Source organism: Haloferax prahovense DSM 18310 (assembly GCF_000336815.1).
Taxonomy (GTDB): domain Archaea; phylum Halobacteriota; class Halobacteria; order Halobacteriales; family Haloferacaceae; genus Haloferax; species Haloferax prahovense.
Genome location: NZ_AOLG01000029.1, coordinates 47983 through 69529, shown reverse-complemented (window position 1 = coordinate 69529; position 21547 = coordinate 47983). Strand labels below are relative to the sequence as shown.

Here is a 21547-nt window from a genome sequence, read left to right as displayed (position 1 = left end):
CAGTCAAAAACGACCACTTAATCGGTACTATACGGGTCAAATCGACATCCGGTGTCGAATTAGAATCGGTCCGTGAAACGTCTCTCCTCGTCAGATAATCAATCTATGAACTGGTAATTACGCTCCCACCGAATCTTGCGAGGGCGTTCGTTTCACCGTACCCACATATTCTGACGGAGTTCTGATAGGTTTGATTCACGGCCGAGGTTCAGCTAGCAATGAGAGTCAGTCGAATCGACCACTCGCCGGGTTCCGGTGGGGCGGCCGAACGCCCGCCTCACTTCGACATCACCGAGACGAGTTCGCGGAGGTTCTGTTTGACCCGCCAGTCGAAGAGCGTCATGAGCGACGCCGCGCTGACGGCGTAGGCGACGACGCCGATGGCGACGAGGAGCGCGAACTCGACGAGGGGCGACCCGACGCGGTTCTGCGCCGCGAGGACCGCCAGCGCCATCGCGCCGCTGGCAGCGACGGGGTACGAGAGCTCCCGGAGGAACCGGCGGTAAGTCGTGCCGAGCGTTCGTTTCATCTCGCGCGCGTAGAGCGGGACCATCGGGAACGCGAGGATGCCCGTGACCGCGAGGGCGGTCCCTTCGATGCCGTAGGCGCTCGTCGCGGGGACGATGGCTATCGCGAGCAGGGCAACCCTGAGGAAGCCGAGTTTGGTCTGGACGTCGGGACGGCCGACGGCGCGCCAGACGGGGTTGAACGTCGCGAAGAGCGTCCGAAAGAGCCCGTAGGCGACGAGAATCTGCATGGCGAGCACCATCGGAAGCCAGTCCTCGCCGAGGAACGCCCCGACGAAGGCGGGCGCGACGAGGTAGATGCCGACCGACATCGGCAGCGCGACGAAGGCGGTGAGCCGGAAGGTGCTGAAGAACGCCTCGCGGAGGGCGCGTTGGTCCTCCTGAAGCTTCGAGTAGGTCGAGAACATCACGCTGGAGACGACGACGGCGATTTCGGTCGCCGGCGCGTTGGAGATGCGGTAGGCGAGCTGGTAGTAGCCGAGCGAGGTCGCCGTCAGGAGCCAGCCGACGACCGCGTCGTCGCCCTGTCCGTAGAGGAACTCGACGATGGACGACCCCGTGACCCACTTCCCGTAGCCGATGAGTTCGGCGGCGTACGCGCGGTTTAGCGCGGGGCGGGGGCGATACGGGTGCAGGAAGTAGGTCACGACCGACCGGACGCTGGCGTCGGCGAGGTAGCCGAAGATGAGCGCCCAGACCGTCGGGCTGACCGCGGCGTAGCCGAGCGCGACAACGACGTAGGCCGTCGTGCCGCTGACCCGGTAGGCGAACTCCTTGTGGAACGCGAGGTCCTTCTTGAAGTAGACCATCGCGGGGTTCCGCAGCGCGAGGAAAATCGGGACCAACGCGATGGTACGGATGAGGTCCCGCGCGGCGGGTTCGCCGAACAGCGAGGCGAGCGACGGGGCGGCGAGGTAGAGAATCGAACTCATCAGCAGGCCGCGGAGGAGTTCGAGCGTGAACGTCGTGTTCAGGTACTCGTCCACGTCGTCGTCGACGCGCTGGATGAGCGCGGCGTCGATGCCGAGGTTCGTCAGGCTCAGAAGCGCCGAGATGGTGAGGAGCGCGATCCCCATCAGCCCGATTGCCTCGGGGCCGAGCAACCGCGCGAGGACGATGAACATGACGACCTTCAGCACCCGGTCGAGGACGTTCATCGCCGAGACCCACATCCCGCTTTTCACCGTCCGCTCCGTGAGGTCGCTGTCGTCGTCGCCGGGGACGAACCGGCGGCGAATCGTCCGGACGACCGAGCGAATCTTATCTCTCATCGAACGCACCTCGCGGGTCGCCGCTTCGGCGAGGACCCGGCGTATTCACGAACGGTAACACTCGGCTACACATCGGCTCAGGAGCCGATTAATTATTGACTCGCTACTGGATTCCGGCGGGGTCGCGGGTCCCGCGGCCGCGAGAATTAGGCGCTGTTTGACCGGGGATGAAACGAGAACGGTCGGGCGGTGGGAGGCGACGAGCGGCGAGACCGGGTCGGCGGCCCGAAGCCGTGCGGTGACATTCAGCACGCACCGATGAGCGCGAGGAATATCCGTGCCGGCTCGGAAGTTGAAAATCGCGGTGTTTTAGGGTGCTCGAAAAGTGATAATAAACCGAGTTCAGAAAGTTCGTATGACCTAAAATAGCCACACGAGCCCTGAATCGCTCGTATTTAGGCACCCCTAATAACCCAGATTTATTACAAATGAGGCCGTATCGACGAACGCCTATGAGCGCGCAATCACTCGAACGGCAGACCCGAAACTACCTGAGCAACAACGTCCCGCAGATTCAGGAACACGGCGGGCACTTCGAAATCGAGGACGTGAACGACGAGACCGGCGAGGTCACCATCGCCATCGGCGGCGCGTGCTCCGGATGCGGCATCGCGCCGATGACGATGAAGGCCATCAAGAGACGCATCGCCGACGAAGTCGACGACGTGTCCTCGGTGACCGTGCGGCGGGCGGGCGGCCCGCGGGCCGCCGTGATGCCGTCGAAGACGGACGAGATGGAACAGATGGAAGAGTACGAGGACTACAGCCCGCCGTTCTGAGCCGGTGGGCCGTCGACTTCCCTCACCGTTTTTCTGACCCGCGGCTCGGAAGTGGCCGCGACGCGGCCGCGACGCACTCGAATCCGAGAGATGCGTCTCCGGTTCGAAGTGGACGAGGAAGCAAGGGAGAGAAACAGCGGCAGCACCGGCAAACCGACGGTCCCGCCACCGGTGTCGTCGTGAAACGAAAAATCAGACTCCGTGTCGCTACCCGGACACGTAGTAGAGGTCGGCCGCGCCGTTCGACATGACGCGGTTCACGTTCGGTTGGTTCTGGACGGCCGTGAGGTTCGCCCCGGAGTAGCGGAGTTCGCGGTACGCGACCACCTCGCGGTCGTAGTCGGTCTTCGAGACCATCAGATACCGCGGGCCGTCGTAGTAGCTCGGCAGGTCGGAAAGCGCCTCGTCGGGCGTCGTGAAACCGAGCGCCGGCGTGGTTCGCTCGGGCAGCGCCTCGGCGAAGCGGTCGGGATTCCCGCGGATGCCCACGTAGCGGATGTCTTCGTCGGACATCTCGAAGGCGGTGTCGTACGCGCTCATCTGCTGGGCGGGGACGTGGTTCGAGGGGAGGTAGATGTACGGCGACGGGAACATCACCATGAGCGTGAGCCCGATGACGAGTGCCGTCACGACGGGCGTACCCGCCTTGACCGCCGACCCGTACTTCGACCAGTAGCTCGTCCGTGCGAGCCACTCGAACGCGTAGAACAGCCCGACGCTCCCGACGATGGTCGCGAGAATCATCGCGAAGCCGACGTGGCGGAAGAAGAAATTCGTCTCCGAAATGACGCCGAGGAGGTGCGCGAAGAAGTACGGCACCAACACGACGAGACTGAACGTCAGCGTCCGCAGGACCGACCGGCCCTGACCCGACAGCTTCGGGAGCCGCCCGAACAGGACGCCGAGGAAGACGCCGAATGTAATCAGGGCGTACACCGCGTTCACGAGGAACAGCTTCACGAACACGTCGAAGATGCCGCCGCCGACGGCGGTCACGGAACCGGTGCGCTGGGAGATTGCCGTTCCGGCCTCGGAGCTTCCCGAGAGAATCCCGAGCACGCCCTCGACGAACAGGCCGCCCGTCGAGAAGCCGACGGTGTACTGCGTCAGCCAGTAGACGAACGCCGCGGCGAAGACGAGCGTCAGGCCGTAGACCGGTCGCTGCTCGGCCACGGCGTCCGGGGTCCGCCAGCGCTGGACGAGTTGGATGGCCGCGGCGACGGCGAACAACACGAGGTAGTTGACGGCGACCTGCAGGTGGTACGACACCAGCGCGACCGTCCCGATGGCGAACAGGACGGAGACGGGCGTGACGTGGCCGCGCCACCGGCTCTCGGCGGCGTCGGTGCCGGAGAACTGGTGTTTGAAGAAGAGGTACAGAAGCACCAGTCCGAGGAACGACGCCAGCGAGTAGGGGAAGAACATGAGCTTGAACCCGTTGAGGTTCACCGGCAGGAACAACAGCGCCGAGAACATCGCGATGAGGACCGCCCGGCGGTCGGGGACGACGAGCGAGACGATGAGCGGGACGAACACGAGGTAGACGACCGAGACGAAAAACACCACGAGCATCATCGCGGTAGTGATTTCGACGCCGAGGGCGGCGCTGAACATCCCAGCGGAGACGTGGCCGCTCGGGTAGACGATTTCGAGCGGCGTCAGCGTCTCCGAGACGAGCGACTTCGCCCAGCCGAGGTGCGTCAACGAGTCGTTGAACCCGTAGAAGTAGTACTCCCGGACGAGCGGAAGCGCTGAGACCGCGGCTATCGCGAGGGCCGCCAGCCCCACCCCACCGGCCGCGAACCGACTGTTCGGGGCGCGAACGACCACGACCAACGCGGTCAGCACCGCCACCGCCACGCCGACCCAGAAGACCACCGGGGTCGACTGGTAAATCGAGACCTCGTACGCGCGCGCTGGCGACGCGCGAGCGACGAGGATACCGACGGCTATCGCGAGAAATCCGACGAGGAGGAGTGTTCTCGTGAGCCGCGAATCACGTTGCTTCATCCCGTGAGAGAAGGCGAGTAGCGTAGTTTGTTATTGAGAACGTAATCGGTATCTCCGGGCGGTACGGACGTTCTTCTCCCCGTTTCGGACTGCCAGCCGTCGAAGAGCCGAGCACCGAGGGGTCTCCCCGGCACAGAGACCCGTTCGAGCCTCGGTTCCGGTCGGTTCGACGGCGCTCGACGCCGCCGCGCGGCCGTATAGGCGCGTGATAACAAAACCCGACGCACGCGGATATCGGGCAACGATGTCACTCACAGTAGTCACGCCACAGACCGCCGAGCGAACCGGACGCGAGGGTCTTCGATGACCGGCTTCGTCGGCGGCGCGCTCGACGCGGCGACGCTCGACGCCTGCGCGGCCGAACTCCACCACGAAGACTGGTACGAGTCGGCGACGCGGTCGACCGGCCGCTTCGGCGTCTCGGTCCTCCACCACGGCGCGAGAGACCCCAAGGGTTGCACCGTCTGGGAGGACGGCTCGCGCGTGGGAGCCATATACGGCGCGGTGACGAACCTCGACGAACTCGCCCTCGACGCCGACGGACTGTTCGACCGGCTGTTCGAGGACCCGCACGCGCTCCTCCCCGAACTCGACGGCTCGTTCCTCGTCGTCGGCGTCGACGGCGACGCAGAGCGCGTCGTACTCGCCAGCGACAAACTCGGGACGCGACAGTGCTTCTACGTCGCGGGCGAGCCGTTCGCCTTCGGGACGGAAGTCGGCGCGCTGACGACCCTCTTGGACGACCCGCAGGTCGACGAGCGCGCCATCAGCGACCTCCTCATGATCGGGCACGTCTGGGGCGACAAGACGCTCGTGCAGGGCGTGAAGTTCCTCCCCTCGGGGTCCGTCCTCGACTACCGGGCCGATACGGGCCCCGAAATCGAGTCGTACTGGCACCACACGTTCGAACAGAGCCCCGACGACTCCTACCTCGACGACCTCACCGCGGCCTATCAGGAGGTCATCGCCGACATGGCCGACACGATAGACGGCGACATCGGCCTGTGGCTCTCCGGCGGCCTCGACAGTCGCTCGATGGCCGGAGAACTCAGCCGCTACCACGACCTCACGACCTACACCTACGACTCGAACCCCGCGAACGGGAGCAACCTCGAACTCGCCGCGAAGGTCTCCGAGGTGCTCGGCCTCGAAAACAGGCGTGTGCCCGTCGAGTCGAACGCGCTCGTCGACTCGCTCGACAAATCGGTCCAACTGACGAGCGGGATGGTCGGCCTCTCGACGTTCGTCAACCTCGCGAACGTGTTCAACATCCAAGACATGCCCGACGTGCTCATCGAGGGCTGCGGACAGGGCGGGATGATGGGCGACGGCATCGGCCGGGCCGCCGTCGAGGGAAGCAAATCCCCCGAGGCGGCGCTCTACCGCGCGAAACACCGAATCGACGTGGACGACGCCCGCCGGCTCCTGCGGACCGAGTTCGACCCGATGACGACCTACCGCGAGGAGGTGCGCAAGAGCGACCAGCCGGACCTCTACAGCACCGCGATGGACTGCTACTACCGCAACTACTTCCCGCGGTGCGACTTCGCCAGCAACCCCATCGCCGAGAGCCAAGCCGGAACCCGGGTCCCCTTCAGCGACACCGAGTTCCTCGAAGCCGTGACGCGGATGCCGCTGTCGCACCGCGTCGGCTCGATTCCCCTCACCAACGGGAAGATACCCGCCGGGACGGCCTACCCGAAGGTCGAACTGGTCCGCCGCCTCGACAGCCGACTCGCGGACATCCCCTACGAGCGGACGAAAGTCCCGCCGGCGCGCCCGATGTGGCAACACGCCGCCGGCTTCGTCGTCGGCACCTCGGTGGACCGCATCCGCGAGCGCCTCATCGGCGACGTGCACACCTACGGCGGTCGCTCGACCATCGGCGACTGGTACCGGACGAACCGCGCGCTCCGCGAGCGCATCGACGACCTGCTCAACTCCGCCTGCGAGCGCCCGTACTTCGACGCCGACGAGATTCGACGCCTCCAGCGCGAGGAACTCACGGGCGAGGCCGAACACATGAGCGCCATCTCCGGCATCATCACCGGCGAACTCTGGGTTCGCAAGTACATCGACCGCGAGGACCGTGCGACCGAGCAGGGTGCCGCCGGTACGACGGAAGCCGAAGACACGCCGCAACCGGCCGACTGAGGCCGGAAGAGACACTCAGCACGCTTTTTTCGGTCGGACCGTCGGTCGCGTGGAGCGCGTCAGAACTACAGGAGGCGGACGGCGCGGCGGCAGCGGCTACCGAAGCAACGAGTAGCTACCGAAGCAGAGAGTACAGCCACAGGAGCCACAGCCGGCGGTGACAACGGCGCGTGCTGGAGACCACCGACTGCGCTCCTCACGCGGGGTTCTGGGCGGGGTTCTGGTCGAACAGCCGGCTAGCTGTTCGCTTGACGAACAGGTTGGAGACGAGTGAACTCACGAAGTACCACACCATCCAAACTTGCATCGGTCCGACTAACCGCGCGCTCCAGATGATGCGGTCGGCTATCGGAATCACCGGCGCGGCCGTGACGATGGCGCCTGCGGGGTTCATCACGAACCACGACAGCCAGAGGAAGACGGGCACCGTGATGAGCATCGACCACGCGATCGGCCGGAGGTTGTTTTTCATCGTCCCGAGTTGGTCTCGCATCAGCTCCTGCTGACGCTCGGTGAGACGTTCCACGGCGGCATCGTCCCCGCGCTGCTTCGCGGTGCTGAGTTTCTCTCGAACCCGTTGCATCTGCTCTCTCTGTGCGTCCATTCCGTCCTCGTCGAGGAACCGGCGACGGAAGCCCGTCGAGACGAGCGCAACCGCCGTCGCGAGAACGACGACGAGCAGCGGGAACGGGAGCACCCCGGCGAGCGGCCCGAGGACGAGGTCCATCGGACCGACAATCGCCGCTTTGATGGCTGGCACCTGATAGCCGGCCACGAGGGTGATTGCGCCCGCTCCGGCGAGTTTGTCGACCGGTCTCCACGCCGATTCGTCAGTCGTCGGAGCGGGCTGAGCGGTCGCAGCACCGACCTCGATACCCGCGTCGGCGAGTGCGTCCCGAACGGCCGGTGGGTCGTCGACGACGAACACGCCGTCAGCGGCCACGAGCACGCCGGTACTGAGCAGCCGACCCCACGTCTCAGCGTCGACAGCATCGCTCACAGCGTCGTACGTGAGAGTTCCATCGCCGCGCTCCGCGTGCGCGAGGACGCTCGCGAGCGCCCGACCACCGATGTCGTCCCGCACCAGCGATTCGAGTGCAGTATCGTCCATCCAGTAATTGTAGATGAGTTAACATTAAAAAGCTGACCCGTTGACGACCTCCGAAGCGCATATCGAGAAGAGCGCCGTCTCCGCAGGGATTTCGGAGGAAAGAGAGACTGGCCCCGACGCTACGCCGCTTCGGCGTACATCGCAACCAGCTCGTCCGCGTTCGACTGCCACGAGTAGCGTTCTTCGATGGCCACCCGGTTCGTCTGCCCCATGCGGACGGCTTCCTCGGGGTTGGAGACGAGTCGCGCGAGCGCCCGGGCCAACTCCTCGGCGTCGCCCGGCGCGACGAGAATCCCGCGGTCGTCGGTGATGACTTCGGGGATGCTCCCGACGGGCGTGGTCACGATGGCGTTGCCGCCGGCCATCCCTTCGAGCATGGCGATGGGAAGCCCCTCCGCGTAGGTCGGGAGGACGAACACCGTCCCGCGGCTGATGAGGTTGCGCTTGTCTTCCTCGGAGAGGAAACCGAGGTACGAGACGTTGTCGTGGGCGGCGGCGACCGCCTCGGCGCGGTCCGCGTGGGGGCCGCGGCCGCCGATGCTCACCTCGAAATCGAGGCCGGGCGTCGATTCGAGTATCTCGATGGCGTCGAGGAACTCGCGGATACCCTTGCGCTCGATGAGGTTCGAGACGAAGACGAGGTGGACGGGGTCGGTCGGGTACGTCGGGTCGTACTCCGCGGGTTCGACGGCGTTTGCCATGACGTGGACTTTCTCCTCGCCGGCGAGCCGGGAGACGAGGCCGCGCCAGTACTCCGAGAGGACGACCACGTCGTCGACGGCGTCGAAGACGAGCGATTGGAGTCGGCGGACGACCCGCGAGTCCGTTGCGAGGAAGTCGTCGAACGACGAGCCGTGGATGTGGAGGACGACGGGAACCCGCCAGACGTACTTCGAAAACAGCGTGAAGAACGCCGCGCGGTAGAACGAGTAGGTGTGCGACGAGTGGACGTGGACGATGTCCGGGCGTCGCTGGAAGGGAAAGAGAACGACGGCAATGAGCGACGAGAGGAGCATCCGTGCCGCGAGTTCGAGCCCCTCGCCCTTCGGCGCGGTGTAGCGCGTGTAGACGCGAACGTCCATCCGGTCTTCGAGGTAGCGACGCTGTTCGGTGATGTATCGGTCGATGCCACCGGTTCCTTTCGGGCCGACGATGAGGAGTGTTTGCTTGGGCTTCATGGGTTAGTTCTGGTTGGTTCTTCGGGTCGTGGTCGGGGAATCCCGAATCCGAGTCACGAGACGCGTCGAGGCGGGCGCGGGCGCGCGCCGGTCGATGCGCGAAAATTGGGCGGTTCGGCGGTTAGTTATGGGTCGATTGACCGCCTCCGAGGGCGGACAGCGGCCCCGCGGTTAGTTTCGACGACGGCGGAGCACCGGCTACGCCGGGACGGTGTGTCGCGTCAGCGAGTCGACCGTCTCGACGGAGCCGTAGTTCAGCGCCACTTGGACGATGACGTCGGTGAGGTTGACCTTGTCCGCGAGGAACGCGTCGCGCTTTTCGGCCCAGCGGGCCTTCGCGCCGTCGTCGTCGAGGAGTTCTTCGGCGCGGGCCATCACGTCGTCGAACGACTTGAGGTTGGAGATGAGCCCCTGTCGTTCGAGTTCGACGAAGTTGCCCATGTCGTCGTCGCCGACGAAGGAGTTCGACCGGATTGCTGGCGTCCCGAGCAGCGCCGCCTCGGTGACCATGGTCTGGGTGTCGGCGACGAGCAGGTTCGCCTCGGCGAGCACGTCGTGGACGAGCGCGGGGTGGAAGTCGAACGGCCGGGTGTCGAGGTCGCCGTCGCGGCGCTCCTCGCTCTCGTCGAGGACGAAGACGGTCGCGCGCTCGCCCAGCATCTCGATGAGTTCGCGGCGGCGCTCGGGGGTGAACCCGCCGTGGCCCACGTCGTGGTGCGAGCCGAACGCGTTGAACCGGACGACGACGAACTTCTCGTCGGGGTCGAGGCCGAGTTCGGCCCGGATGTCGACCGAGGGCTCGTACACGTCGGGGTGGAGGTAGGCCGTCTCTTTGAACCCGCGGAACTGGTAGTGGTTGTCCGCGAGGTCCTTCCCGAAGGTGTGGGGCGTCAGAATCGCCTTGGCGAACGGCCGGGAGACGACGTGGTCCAACGAGGTCGGTTCGGAGTCGAGAAGGAGGATCACGGGCGTCCGCGAGACGGCCCCGGCGTGGGCCGCGTAGCCGCCCATCCCGAAGATGAGGTCCGGCTTGAACCGCCGCACGGCGCGGAAGATGTTGACGTAGTGGAACGGGAGCGATTTGAAAAGCGAGTACTTCGTCGTCCCGCAGGAGCCGTAAATCTCGTGCGGGAGGTCGTAGTACTCGAGCAAGTCCTTGGTACAGCCGTAGTCGCGGCCGAGGACGAGCACGTCGTGACCCATCGCCTGAAGCTCTCTGACGGCGTATTTGTAGAGGTGGACGTGCGCGGGCGTGTTGGTGAAGAACAGGTATCGCATACTCTCTGGAGATGCCACGCGCCCCGCGGGAGTAGTTATACGGCGTCTACCCGCCGCCGCCGCTCGAATCGACGCCGGCTTCCGGCCGCGAAAATCGCCCCGAGGCAGTTACAGTCGCCATAACAAAACCCGGACGAGCACACGAGTTCCCTGACCGGGCGCTCGCGCGCCGTTTCGCCCAACTCCGCGTCCGACGCGGGCGGAAACCACGATCCTCCACAGCCGACCCGACGCGCCCGACACACACCAGATGTTTCAGACACGTATCCCCACTACCACCCCGCGACGACGAACCGCCGACAGAGAACCGACGATGCGGACGCAACCGACCGAGACCACGGGCCAACCGACCGGGAGCGACCGCTGATGTTCCCGTGGGAGCACGCCGCTGTCGGCTACATCCTCGTCTCGCTGTGGGCTCGAGCGACCGGCCGAAAGCTCGACGGCTGGGCCGCGCTGGCGGTGCTCGTCGGGACGCAGTTCCCCGACCTCGTCGACAAACCGCTGGCGTGGTCGTTCGGCATCCTCCCGAGCGGTATCTCGGTGGCGCACTCGATTCTCGTCTCGGTGCCGGTCTCGATACTCGTCGTGGCCGTCGCGCGGCGCTACGGGGCGGCCACGGTCGGCGTCGCCTTCGCCCTCGGCTACCTCTCGCACATCCCCGCGGACCTGCTGTACAACGGCTTTTTCTTCGGGAACTACGACGTGATTCGGGCGTTCCTCTGGCCGCTGTCCCACGGCAGCGAGTCGTCGATGGGCGGCTTCTTCGCCCAGACGTGGTTCTACCTGCGCCGCTTCGTCGTCTTCCTCGGCCGACCCGAAGCGTGGGTGCTGGTCGCGTTCGAACTCGCGTTGCTCGGCAGCGCCGTCTGGCTCTGGCTCGGCGACGGAGCGCCCGGCGTAGAACTTCTCAAGCGCTCTGTGACCGGAATCCGACGCGGCGTTACGAAGTGACTGCGAGCGGATTTCGGGCGGCAATCACTCCATAACAAAGCCCTCACCGAGACTGAATTTCGCTAAGGCAGGCAGACTCCCCGCCGACATGATATGAAATTCCAGATTTTCCAGTCGATTCGGCCGTTCGCCGAGTCGACACAGACAGTCGATGGAGCGCGACCGACGCGAGGTGGACGACGATGAGCGCCGAGATGGGCGTCGAATCCCACGTCGACGACGGCGTCACCATCGGCTACGGCGACGGCGACGACCCGGTCATCGGCGACCGGGCGCGAATCCGCGCCGGCACCATCGTCTACCACGACGTGACTATCGGCGACGACTTCGTCACCGGCCACAACGTCCTCGTCCGCGAGCACACGACCATCGGCGACCAGGTGCTCCTCGGGACCGAGACGGTCGTCGACGGCACCACGACCATCGGGTCGCGCGTGAGCATCCAGACGAACGTCTACATCCCCACCAACACCCGCATCGGCGACGACGTGTTCGTCGGCCCGGGCGTGGTGATGACGAACGACCCCTATCCGGTCCGCACCGACGCGGAACTGGTCGGCCCGACAATCGAGAACCACGCCTCTATCGGCGCGAACGCGACGCTCCTCCCCGGCGTGACCGTCGGCGAGGGCGCGTTCGTCGCCGCCGGCGCGCTCGTCGTGAACGACGTGCCGCCGCGAACCCTCGCCGTGGGCGTCCCCGCCGTCCACCGCGAACTGCCGGAGCAACTGCGGGGAGCAAACAGGATACGACGATGAGTTCAGACCACATTGCCATCGCCGCGCCCCAGCTCGGGGCGGCGGAACGAGACCGAATCGCGGCCGTCCTCGACAGCGGCATGATAGCCGACGGCCCCGAGGTTCGGGGCTTCGAGCGGGAGTTCGCAGACTACTGCGGCGCCGACCACGGCGTCGCCACCTCGAACGGGACGACGGCGCTCCACGCCGCGCTCCACGCGCTCGGCGTCGGCCCCGGCGACCGCGTCCTGACGACGCCCTTCACGTTCATCGCGACGGCCAACGCCGTCGCGTTCACGGGGGCCGAGGTGGGCTTCGTCGACATCGACCCGCGGACGTACAACATCGACCCCGACGCGCTCGAAGCGCGGCTCAGGGCCGGCGAACAGGTGGACGCGGTCATCGCGGTCCACCTCTACGGTCTCCCGGCGGACATGACGCGGCTCACGGAACTCGCCGAGGAGTACGACTTCCTGCTCGTCGAGGACGCCGCGCAGGCCCACGGCGCGGAAGTCGAGGGACGGCGCGTCGGCTCCTTCGGCGACGCCGCGTGCTTCTCGTTCTACCCGACGAAGAACATGACCACGAGCGAGGGTGGGATGATTACGACCAACCACGCGGACGTCGCCGAGCGCGCCGCCCGGTTCGTGGACCACGGCCGCGTCTCCGGCTACGAGCACGCCGAGGTCGGCCACAACTTCCGCATGACGAGCATCGCCGCGGCCATCGGCCGGGTCCAGCTCGAACGGCTCCCCGAGTTCACCCGCGCGCGACAGGCCAACGCCGCCGCGCTCACGGAGTACCTCGAAGACTCGCCGGTCACGACGCCCCACACGCCGTCGGACCGGACCCACGTCTTCCACCAGTACACCGTCGCCTGCGACGGCGTCGAGCGCGACGCCCTCAAGTCGTACCTCGACGCGAAGGGAATCGCCACGGGCGTCTACTACCCAAAGCCTGTCCACAAGCAGCCCGCGTACGAACACCTCGCGGTGTCGGCCCCCGTCGCGGAGGAGGCCGCGGCACGGGTGCTCTCGCTGCCGGTCCACCCCGGACTCAGCGAGGCCGACGTAGAGCGCGTCGGGACTGCGGTCGCCAACTACGTGGAGGTGGCGAGGTGAGCCGAGAAACCACCGGATTGCGAACAGACGGCGGCCGAGAGCGCCCGGTCCGCGCGGGCGTCGTCGGCGTCGGGTCGATGGGAACCAACCACGCGCGGGTCTACGCGGAGCTTCGCGGCGTCGAACTGGTCGGCGTCGCCGACGCGGACACAGAGCGCGCCGCCGAGGTCGCCGCCGACTTCGGCACCGACGCGTACGGAATCGAGGAACTCCTCGACCGCGTCGACGTGGTGACGGTCGCGGTGCCGACGCCCTACCACGAATCGGTCGCCCGGCAGTGCATCGGCGCCGGCGTCCACGCGCTCGTCGAGAAGCCCTTCGTCGACGACCTCGACGCGGGCGCGGAGTTAGCCGCGCTCGCCGAGGAACGCGGCGTCGTGCTGCAGGTCGGCCACATCGAGCGGTTCAACCCGGCCGTTCGCGCCCTTCCCGACCTCCTCGACGGCGTCGAACCCATCGCCATCACCGCGAACCGGCTCGGCCCGCCGCTGAACCGCGAGATGGGCGACGGCGTCGTCATGGATCTCATGATTCACGACATCGACGTGGTGCTCTCGCTTGTCGATGCCGGGGTCGACCGCGTGGCCGCGACCGCCACGCCCGACGAGCAGTACGCGACGGCACAGGTGACCTTCGAGAACGGCGTCATCGCCTCGCTCACCGCGAGTCGGCTCACCCAGCAGAAGACGCGGACCCTCGATATCACCGCGCGCGACCGGCTCATCCGGGTCGATTACCTGAACCAGTCGGTCCAGATTTTCCGCCAGTCGCGGCCGGACTATCTCCGGGACAACGGGGGCGTCCGCTACCGCCACGAGGTGGTCATGGAACAGCCGATGATTAACACTGGCGAGCCGCTGAAACGCGAGCTACAGGCGTTCGTGGACGCCGCGACCGACGGCGGTCCGGTCCTCGTCTCGCCGGCTGACGGCCTGCGCGCCATCGAACTCGCCCGGCGCATCGAGGCCGACGCCGAAGCGACGATTCGGAGCGTCGAAACCGCGGAGACCACGGAAACTCCGGAGGGTCGGCAATGAGCCGCGAACGGCCCGGACTGTACGGCTCCGACCGCTCGCCCGAAGAACAGAAGCGGGCTCTGCGCGCCGGCGAGGTCCCCGTCGCGGTGTACGGCCTCGGGAAGATGGGCCTCCCGCTGGCGGCGGTCTACGCCCGCGCGACGGGCAACGTCACCGGCGTCGACATCAGCGAGGACGTGGTCCGCGGCGTCAACGACGGCGAATGCCACGTGGCGAAAGAGCCTGGACTGCCCGAATTAGTCGCCGAGCAGGCCGAACGCGGCGCGCTCCGGGCGACCGCCGACGGCGTCGCCGCGGCCGAGGGAGCCGCGATTCACGTCATCATCGTCCCGACCCCGCTGACCGACGACCGCGAACCCGACCTCGCGGCGTTCGAGGCCGTCCTCGACAGCATCGCACGGGGCCTCGCGCCCGGCGACCTCGTCGTCGTCGAGTGCACCGTCCCGCCGGGGACGAGCAAAGACCTCGTCGTCCCGTACCTCGCGGAGCGAAGCGGCCTCTCGGCCGGCGAGTTCGGCGTGGCGTTCTGCCCCGAGCGGACCTCGTCGGGCCGGGCGCTCCGCGACATCACCGAGTCGCACCCGAAAATCGTCGGCGGCGTCGACGCCGAGAGCACCCGCGTCGCGGCACTCGTCTACGGCGAACTGACCTCGAACGAGGTGATTCCCGTGCGCGACGCGACGACCGCGGAGGCCGTGAAGCTGTTCGAGGGCGTCTACCGCGACGTGAACATCGCGCTCGCGAACGAACTCGCGCGGCTCCGCGACGACCTCGGCATCGACGTGACCGAGGCCATCGACGCGGCCAACACCCAGCCGTACTGCGACATCCACGCGCCCGGCCCGGGCGTCGGCGGCCACTGCATCCCGTGGTACCCGTACTTCATCACGAGCCGAGTGGAGACCGAGACGCCGCTGCTCCTGACCGCCCGCGAGGTCAACGACAGCATGCCGGCGTTCACCGCCGACAAACTCCGCGACGAGTTGGCCGCGACTGGACGCGGCGTCGAAGGCGCGACCGTCGCCGTCCTCGGCGTCACCTACCGCCCCGGCGTCGCCGAAACCCGCGCGACGCCCGCCGCGGGCGTCATCGACCGACTGAACGAACTCGGCGCGACCGTCCTCGCGGTCGACCCGATGCTCTCTGACGAGGTCGTCGCGTCCTTCGGCGCGACCCCCGTCTCGCTCGCCGACCTGCCGGCCCGCGCTATCGACGCGGCCGTGGTCGTCACGCCGCACGAGGAGTTCGACGAAATCGACTGGGCCGCCTTCGACGACCTCGTCGTCGTCGATGGCCGAGGCACCCTCGGCGACATCGGCCACCGCGTGTACGAAATCGGCGGTGGGCCGCGGGGCGAGTCGTCCAAGGCCGACGCCGACACCGACCCCGAGATTGCGGCCGACGCACCGCACGGAGGTTCGGGCCGATGAGCCGTCTCAAGGTGCTCTCGGTCGTCGGCGCGCGCCCGCAGTTCATCAAGGCGTTCCCCGTCTCCGACGCGCTCAGACGCGACCACGACGAGGTGCTCGTCCACACCGGCCAGCACTACGACGAGTCGATGTCGGGCGTGTTCTTCGACGAACTCGACATCCCGGAACCCGACTACAACCTCGGGGTCGGCTCGGGCGGCCACGCCGCCCAGACCGCCGAGATGATGACCCGTCTGGACGCCGTCGTCGCCGACGAGGAGCCCGACGTGGTGCTCGTCTACGGCGACACCAACTCGACGCTCGCGGCGGCGCTCGTGGCTTCGAAGCGCGAGCCCGCGCTGGCGCACGTCGAAGCCGGCCTGCGGAGCCACAACTGGGAGATGCCCGAGGAGGTCAACCGCGTGCTCACCGACCACTGCTCTGACCTGCTGTTCGCGCCCTCCGAGTCGGCCGCCGAGACGCTGGCGGCCGAGGGCATTCGCGACGGCGTCTCCGTGACCGGCGACGTGCAGTACGACGCGGTCCTCCGGGTCCGCGAGGCCGCCCGCGAGCGGTCGTCGATACTCGCCGACCTCGACCTCCGAGACGGCGAGTACGTCCTCGCGACGGTCCACCGCGCCGCCAACACCGACGACTACGACCGCCTCGAAGGCATCGTGGAGGGACTCGCGTCGTCGGAACTCCCGGTCGTCTTCCCGGTCCACCCGCGGACCGAGGGGGCGCTCGAAGCCAGCGGCCTCTGGTCGCGGCTCGCCGACGCCGAGAACGTCGTCCTCGTGGAACCGGTCGGCTACCTCGACTTCGTCCGCCTGCTCGACGGCGCGGAGCGCGTCGCCACCGACTCCGGCGGCGTCCAGAAGGAGGCGTTCTACCTCGACACCCGGTGTCTCACGCTCCGCGACGAGACCGAGTGGACGGAAACCGTCGACGCCGGCTGGAACACCCTCGTCGGCGCGGACGCCACGGCGATTCGGGCGGCGCTGGCCGACGACGACCCGCTTCCCGAAAAGCCCTCGCTGTACGGCGACGGGAGCGCCGCCGAGCGAATCGTCGCCGCGCTCTCGGAGTACGAGTATGCGTGAGAGGAAGGGAGATGCGGATGCGCGAGATGACCACCGCGTGACCGCCACGGAACCGAGCGAACCGGGGTTCGCCGTCTGTCTGACCCACGACGTGGACCGCCCGTACAAGACGTATCAGGGGCTGTACTACGCGGCGAAGTCGAACCCCGGCTACCACCTCCGGACGCTCCTGCGGCGGGAGAACCCCTACTGGCAGTTCGAGGAGGTCATGGCGCTCGAACGCGACCTCGGCGTCCGCTCGTCGTTCTACTTCCTCAACGAGCCGAGCCTCCTCGAGACGGGGTCGCTTTCGGACTGGCTCGAACCGAAGAACTGGGTCGAACACCTCGGCCGGTACGACCTCGACTCGGAGTCGGTCGCTGCCGCCGTCCGCGCCCTCGACGACGGCGGCTGGGAGGTCGGCATCCACGGCTCGTTCCGGTCGTGCGACGACTTCGACCGCCTCCGGACCGAAAAGCGCGAACTCGAAGCGGTCCTCGGCCACGAAATCGTCGGCGGCCGCCAGCACCACCTCAAACTCGGGCGGAACACGTGGCGCTACCACCGCGAACTCGGGTTAAAGTACGACGCCAGTCCCGGTTCGAGTTCGGAAAACGGCTTCCAGCACGGCTACCAGCCGTTCCACCCCTTCGACGACGACTTCGTCGTCTTCCCGCTGACGCTGATGGAGGTGTCGCTTCCCGACCCCGGGTCGGCGTTCGACGAGGCGTGGGCCGAGTGCGAGCGCCTCCTCGACGAGGCCGAGGCGAACGACGCCGTGATGACGGTACTGTGGCACCCGCGGTACTTCAACGAGGACGAGTTCCCCGGCTACCGCCGGCTCTACCGCCGCATTATCGAACGGGCGCTCGACCGCGGCGCGTGGGTCGGCCCCCTCGGCGACTACTATCGCGAGTTCCTCGCCGAGCGCGATTCCGGCGACGACTCGGACGGGAGGACGACCGACAGCGCGACCACCGACGGCGCGACCGCCGCCGGGGCGAATCACTCGCTCTCCCGGTAGAATACGGCGGCGTCGGCCGGTATCGGCCCCATAACAAAGCCGCCAGCGGGCTACCTCTCGGACAGCCAATACCCCTCAGAGAGGCTATTCTATATCATGAATCCACCATCGAAGACACAGTATCGCCGCGACGGCGACACCGACGCCGACACGGAGCGACTCCAGCGGTACGTCGACGTGCTCGACGACGTGCTCGACTACGCTCGCGAACGCGACTACAAGGGCTGGGACTACGGCGACGGCATGAGCAGCAGGCTCCTGCTGTCGGTCCCCATCGACAACCGCTGGTTCAACCTCGCGGTCCAGGAGTTCATCAAGCGCTCGCCCGTCAACGTCCGCCCGCTGTTCCTCGTCGAACAGCGCCGGAACTTCAAGGGCATCACGCTGTTTGCCATGGCGAACCGGACCCGCGCCCAGTTGGCCGAGTGGTTCGACGGCGACCGCCCGGCGGAGACGTACCGCGACGACGCGGAATCGTTGACCGAGTGGCTCGTCGAAAACCAGGCCAAGGGCTACAGCGGTTTCGCCGGCAGCCACCGTCACGTCATCCAGCACATCTCCGGTCGCAACGGCCCGCGGTCGGGGATTCCCCACTCGCCGAACATCGTCTCCACGTCCTACGGCGTCAAGGCGCTCCTCGCGGGCCGGGAGTTCGACCCGGACTACCCGGACATCGCCAAGACCGCCGTCGACGTGATGCTCAACGACCTCAACTATCGGCCGAAGGACGACGGCGCGGTCATGGACTACTACCTCTCGCACCCGAAGGACAGCTACACCCTCAACGCGCTTGCCATCGGGGCGCGACTGTTCGTCGAGCTGTACGACCACTTCGGCGACGAGGAACTGCTCGAACGCGCCGAGAAGGTGTACGACTTCGTCGCGTCGAAGCAGACCGACCGCGGTGGATGGTACTACCGCGAGCCCGCGAGCGCCTCGCACCTCTCGATGGACAACCACCACAACGGCTTCATCATCGAGTGCTTCCAGCGCTACGAGCAGCTCGTCGGCAGCGGGCGGTACGACGAGACGCTCGAACGCGGCCTCGACTTCTACGCCCGCGAGCTGTTCGACGAGGACGGCGCGCCCAACTTCGACGAGGAGCACCCCTACCCGCGCGACATCCACGCGACGGCGCAGGGCATCCTCGTGTTCACCTACGCCGGGCAGTACGACCGCGCCGAACGCGCCATCGACTGGGCGCTCGCGAACATGTACGTCCCGACGGAAGGTCGGTTCTACTTCCGCAAACACCGCTTTTACACCAAGCGCATGACGCTCATGCGGTGGTGTCAGGCGTGGATGGCCTACGCCATCGCCGAGTACGTCGCCACCAGAATCTCCGGCGAACCGACGCACGGCTACGGCATCGACGCCGACGGTATCGAGCGCCTACGAGCGGCGGCAGAGCGCCCCTGACGGGAGGCAGGCCGGCGCGAACGCCGGCTAGTCGCTTCATAACAAATCCCCATCCTCCCGTCACAGTAGTTCGAGAATGTCTTTTCGAATGATACACGCTGACGCGGCCCGACCGAATCGCGGGTCGATTTACGGGGCCGCAGAGTCGGCGGGTGAGTCGGCTGATTTCGGTCGGTACGGTCGGGCCGGCCGGACCGGACGCGTCGACCACAGCCGGCGTTGTCGGTGGCAACGGATGCAGTACGAACTCCCTTCACCCCTCAGCCCATGACCATCGAGATTACCGAGTTCGACCACCGCGACCGCGACGAGTGGGACACGTACGTCGAGCGGTCGAGTCAGGCGAGCCTCTTTCACCAGTACGAGGCGCTGCGGCTCCAGGCGAAGTACTCGAACTCGAAGCTCCACCTGCTCGTCGGCTTCAAGACCGAAGAGCCGGTCGGCCTGTTCCCCGTCTTCGAGATTCGGAAGGGACTGGTCAAGACGGCGTTCTCGCCGCCGCCGCACATCGGCGTCCCCTATCTCGGGCCCGTGATGCTCGACGCCGGCAACATCAAGAGCCGGAAGTTCGAGCGCCGCCGCAACCAGTTCATCGACGGCTGTACCGAGTGGCTGGACGAACACATCGGCCCGAACTACACGCACGTCCGCGTCGGCGACTACTACACCGACATGCGGACGTTCCTGTGGAGCGGCTGCGACGTGTCGCCGAAGTACACCTACAACGTCGACCTGACCCGGGGCGAAGAGGACCTCCTCATGTCGTTCAGCCGGAGCGCCCGACGGAACATCCGCGACGGTCGAAAGCTCGTCTCGGGTATCGAGGAGGGCGACCGCGACGACATCTGTTCGATTATCACGCTGGTCAAAGACCGCTACGAGGAACAGGACCTGTCGTTCGACGTGCCGCCGCAGTTCGTCATGGACCTGTACGACTCGCTCCCGGCAGGGCAGGTCCGGCCCTACGTCTTCCGGTACGACGGGACGTTTGTGAGCGGGATTCTCGTCCTCCAGTACGGGGACACGCTCTACCGCTGGCTCGGCGGCGTCCGGCCCCAGCGGGACTTCGGCATCGACGTGAACGACCTGCTGGACTGGCGCATCATGCGCGACGGCATGGCCGCCGGGATGCGCCGCTACGACCTCGTCGGCGCGAACAACCGCCGGCTCAACCGCTACAAGAGCAAGTACAACCCCGAACTCGTCACGTTCTACCAAATCGAGCACGGCGCGCTCCCGGTCAGAACCATCGCGCACCTGTACAAGAGCCGTCTCGGACCCGGCATCGAGATGTTGTCCCGGGGAAACGGGACGAGCCTCCCGTCGCGACTCGTCTCGGGGTTCCTCCACCGGTGACGACCCGCCCGACGTACCGCCCGACGACCATCCAATTACACGACTACGACACATGTCACAACTCCGTATCGAACCCCTGAGCCTCGACGAGTGGGGAGCCGCGCTCCCCTCGTCTGGCACCGAAGTCTTCCACACCCCCGCGGTGCTCGCCGCTATCGACGAGCACTTCGACGGCGAAATGCACCTGTTCGGCGTCTTCAAGGGCCAAGAACCGGTCGCGCTGTTCCCGACGTTCGTCCGCCGAAACCCGCTCGGACGGGTCGTCGTCTCACCGCCGCCGGCGATGGCGATTCCGTACATCGGCCCGGTGATGATGCCGAACAGCCCGAAACAGAGCGCCTACGAGTCGGTGAACCGCGAGTTCGCCGACCTCGTGGTCGAGGAACTCGGCATCCGCTCGAACCGGACGTTCGTCCGCCTGCTGTGTTCGCCGGCGTACCTCGACCCTCGCCCGTTCGAATGGACCGGCTTCGCGGTCAAGCCCGCTTTCACCTACCGGCTCGACCTCGGCGGGCGCTCGCTCGACGAGATACAGGCCCAGTTCAGCAGCAGCCTCCGCCGCGAGATTCGACAGGCGCGCGAACTCGACATCACCATCGCGGACGAGGGGCTCGACGGCGCTCGCGTCGTCTACGACGACGTGGTCTCACGGTACGACGAACAGGACGAACCGTTCGGGATGCCGTGGGAGTTCGTCGAGTCGCTGGTCGAGAACCTCGGCGACCGGTGTCGCGTGTACGTCGCCCGCGACCCAGACGGCAAGTACCTCAGCGGGATGATCGTCCCCTTCTCGGACGAGGTGGGCTACTTCTGGCTCGGCGGCGCGCGCGGCGAGTACGACGGGGTCAGCATCAACAGCCTGCTCCACTGGACCATCATCGAGGACATCGTCGAGGACGAGGCGCTCGCGTCGGTCACGAAGTACGACCTCGTCGGCGCGAACACGGAGCGGCTCTGCAACTACAAGTCGAAGTTCGGCGGCGAACTCGTCCCGTACTACGTCGTCGAGTCGACCGGCGTCGGGATGAACCTCGCCAAGCGGACCTACCAGCTCCTGAACAAGGGGACGGAGCGAATCGCGACGAAGTGAATCACCGGGT

General features: G+C 66.7%; 17 protein-coding genes. 12 read left to right on the top strand and 5 right to left on the bottom strand.

Features of this window, described 5'->3' with window-relative positions:
- Positions 1-277 precede the first annotated feature (277 nt).
- Positions 278-1798: a lipopolysaccharide biosynthesis protein gene (locus C457_RS09760; RefSeq protein ID WP_008094141.1), complete on the bottom strand. Its 1521-nt coding sequence runs from the start codon at positions 1796-1798 to the stop codon at positions 278-280.
- 452 nt (positions 1799-2250) lie between these two features.
- On the opposite strand from C457_RS09760, the gene C457_RS09755 reads away from it, so the two are divergent.
- Complete coding sequence (locus tag C457_RS09755; RefSeq protein WP_008094140.1) at positions 2251-2577, top strand: NifU family protein; 327 nt, start codon at positions 2251-2253, stop codon at positions 2575-2577.
- Between the two features lie 207 nt (positions 2578-2784).
- On the opposite strand, the gene C457_RS09750 is transcribed toward C457_RS09755, so the two are convergent.
- Positions 2785-4587: a hypothetical protein gene (locus C457_RS09750; RefSeq protein ID WP_008094138.1), complete on the bottom strand. Its 1803-nt coding sequence runs from the start codon at positions 4585-4587 to the stop codon at positions 2785-2787.
- Between the two features lie 303 nt (positions 4588-4890).
- On the opposite strand from C457_RS09750, the gene C457_RS09745 reads away from it, so the two are divergent.
- Complete coding sequence (locus tag C457_RS09745) at positions 4891-6741, top strand: asparagine synthase-related protein (protein WP_008094136.1); 1851 nt, start codon at positions 4891-4893, stop codon at positions 6739-6741.
- Between the two features lie 196 nt (positions 6742-6937).
- Here the strand turns inward: C457_RS09745 and C457_RS09740 are convergent, their stop codons facing one another.
- The 3 genes from C457_RS09740 to C457_RS09730 all read right to left on the bottom strand — a co-directional run bounded on the left by C457_RS09740 (position 6938) and on the right by C457_RS09730 (position 10308).
- Positions 6938-7852, bottom strand: a complete 915-nt coding sequence (locus tag C457_RS09740) for a DUF106 domain-containing protein (RefSeq protein ID WP_008094134.1) — start codon at positions 7850-7852, stop codon at positions 6938-6940.
- Positions 7853-7971: 119 nt separating this feature from the next.
- Positions 7972-9030 (bottom strand): glycosyltransferase family 4 protein, encoded by a 1059-nt coding sequence (locus C457_RS09735; protein ID WP_008094131.1) that lies wholly within the window; start codon positions 9028-9030, stop codon positions 7972-7974.
- Positions 9031-9228: 198 nt separating this feature from the next.
- Positions 9229-10308: a DUF354 domain-containing protein gene (locus tag C457_RS09730; protein WP_008094129.1), complete on the bottom strand. Its 1080-nt coding sequence runs from the start codon at positions 10306-10308 to the stop codon at positions 9229-9231.
- A gap of 366 nt (positions 10309-10674) precedes the next feature.
- Here C457_RS09730 and C457_RS09725 point away from each other — a divergent pair, with 366 nt between their 5' ends.
- The 10 genes from C457_RS09725 to C457_RS09680 all read left to right on the top strand — a co-directional run bounded on the left by C457_RS09725 (position 10675) and on the right by C457_RS09680 (position 21537).
- Complete coding sequence (locus tag C457_RS09725; protein ID WP_008094128.1) at positions 10675-11262, top strand: metal-dependent hydrolase; 588 nt, start codon at positions 10675-10677, stop codon at positions 11260-11262.
- A gap of 182 nt (positions 11263-11444) precedes the next feature.
- Positions 11445-12020 carry an N-acetyltransferase gene (locus C457_RS09720; RefSeq protein WP_008094127.1) on the top strand — a complete coding sequence of 192 codons (576 nt, stop codon included), beginning with the start codon at positions 11445-11447 and terminating at the stop codon, positions 12018-12020.
- On the top strand, positions 12017-13120 hold the full coding sequence (locus C457_RS09715) for a DegT/DnrJ/EryC1/StrS family aminotransferase (RefSeq protein ID WP_008094126.1): 1104 nt from the start codon (positions 12017-12019) through the stop codon (positions 13118-13120). Before C457_RS09720 ends, C457_RS09715 begins: the two co-directional genes overlap by 4 nt.
- Complete coding sequence (locus tag C457_RS09710; protein WP_233517301.1) at positions 13117-14157, top strand: Gfo/Idh/MocA family protein; 1041 nt, start codon at positions 13117-13119, stop codon at positions 14155-14157. The genes C457_RS09715 and C457_RS09710 overlap by 4 nt, the downstream gene beginning before the upstream one ends.
- Positions 14154-15587 carry a nucleotide sugar dehydrogenase gene (locus C457_RS09705; protein ID WP_008094124.1) on the top strand — a complete coding sequence of 478 codons (1434 nt, stop codon included), beginning with the start codon at positions 14154-14156 and terminating at the stop codon, positions 15585-15587. Before C457_RS09710 ends, C457_RS09705 begins: the two co-directional genes overlap by 4 nt.
- Positions 15584-16669 carry a non-hydrolyzing UDP-N-acetylglucosamine 2-epimerase gene (wecB, locus tag C457_RS09700; RefSeq protein WP_008094123.1) on the top strand — a complete coding sequence of 362 codons (1086 nt, stop codon included), beginning with the start codon at positions 15584-15586 and terminating at the stop codon, positions 16667-16669. The genes C457_RS09705 and wecB overlap by 4 nt, the downstream gene beginning before the upstream one ends.
- Positions 16662-17672 carry a polysaccharide deacetylase family protein gene (locus C457_RS09695; RefSeq protein WP_049913477.1) on the top strand — a complete coding sequence of 337 codons (1011 nt, stop codon included), beginning with the start codon at positions 16662-16664 and terminating at the stop codon, positions 17670-17672. Before wecB ends, C457_RS09695 begins: the two co-directional genes overlap by 8 nt.
- Positions 17673-17768: 96 nt before the next feature.
- Positions 17769-19091 (top strand): hypothetical protein, encoded by a 1323-nt coding sequence (locus C457_RS09690; RefSeq protein WP_008094121.1) that lies wholly within the window; start codon positions 17769-17771, stop codon positions 19089-19091.
- A 267-nt stretch (positions 19092-19358) separates the two neighbouring features.
- A complete protein-coding gene (locus tag C457_RS09685; RefSeq protein ID WP_008094120.1) occupies positions 19359-20447 on the top strand; it encodes a lipid II:glycine glycyltransferase FemX in 1089 nt (362 codons plus the stop codon).
- A 52-nt stretch (positions 20448-20499) separates the two neighbouring features.
- A complete protein-coding gene (locus C457_RS09680) occupies positions 20500-21537 on the top strand; it encodes a lipid II:glycine glycyltransferase FemX (protein ID WP_008094119.1) in 1038 nt (345 codons plus the stop codon).
- Positions 21538-21547 lie beyond the last annotated feature (10 nt).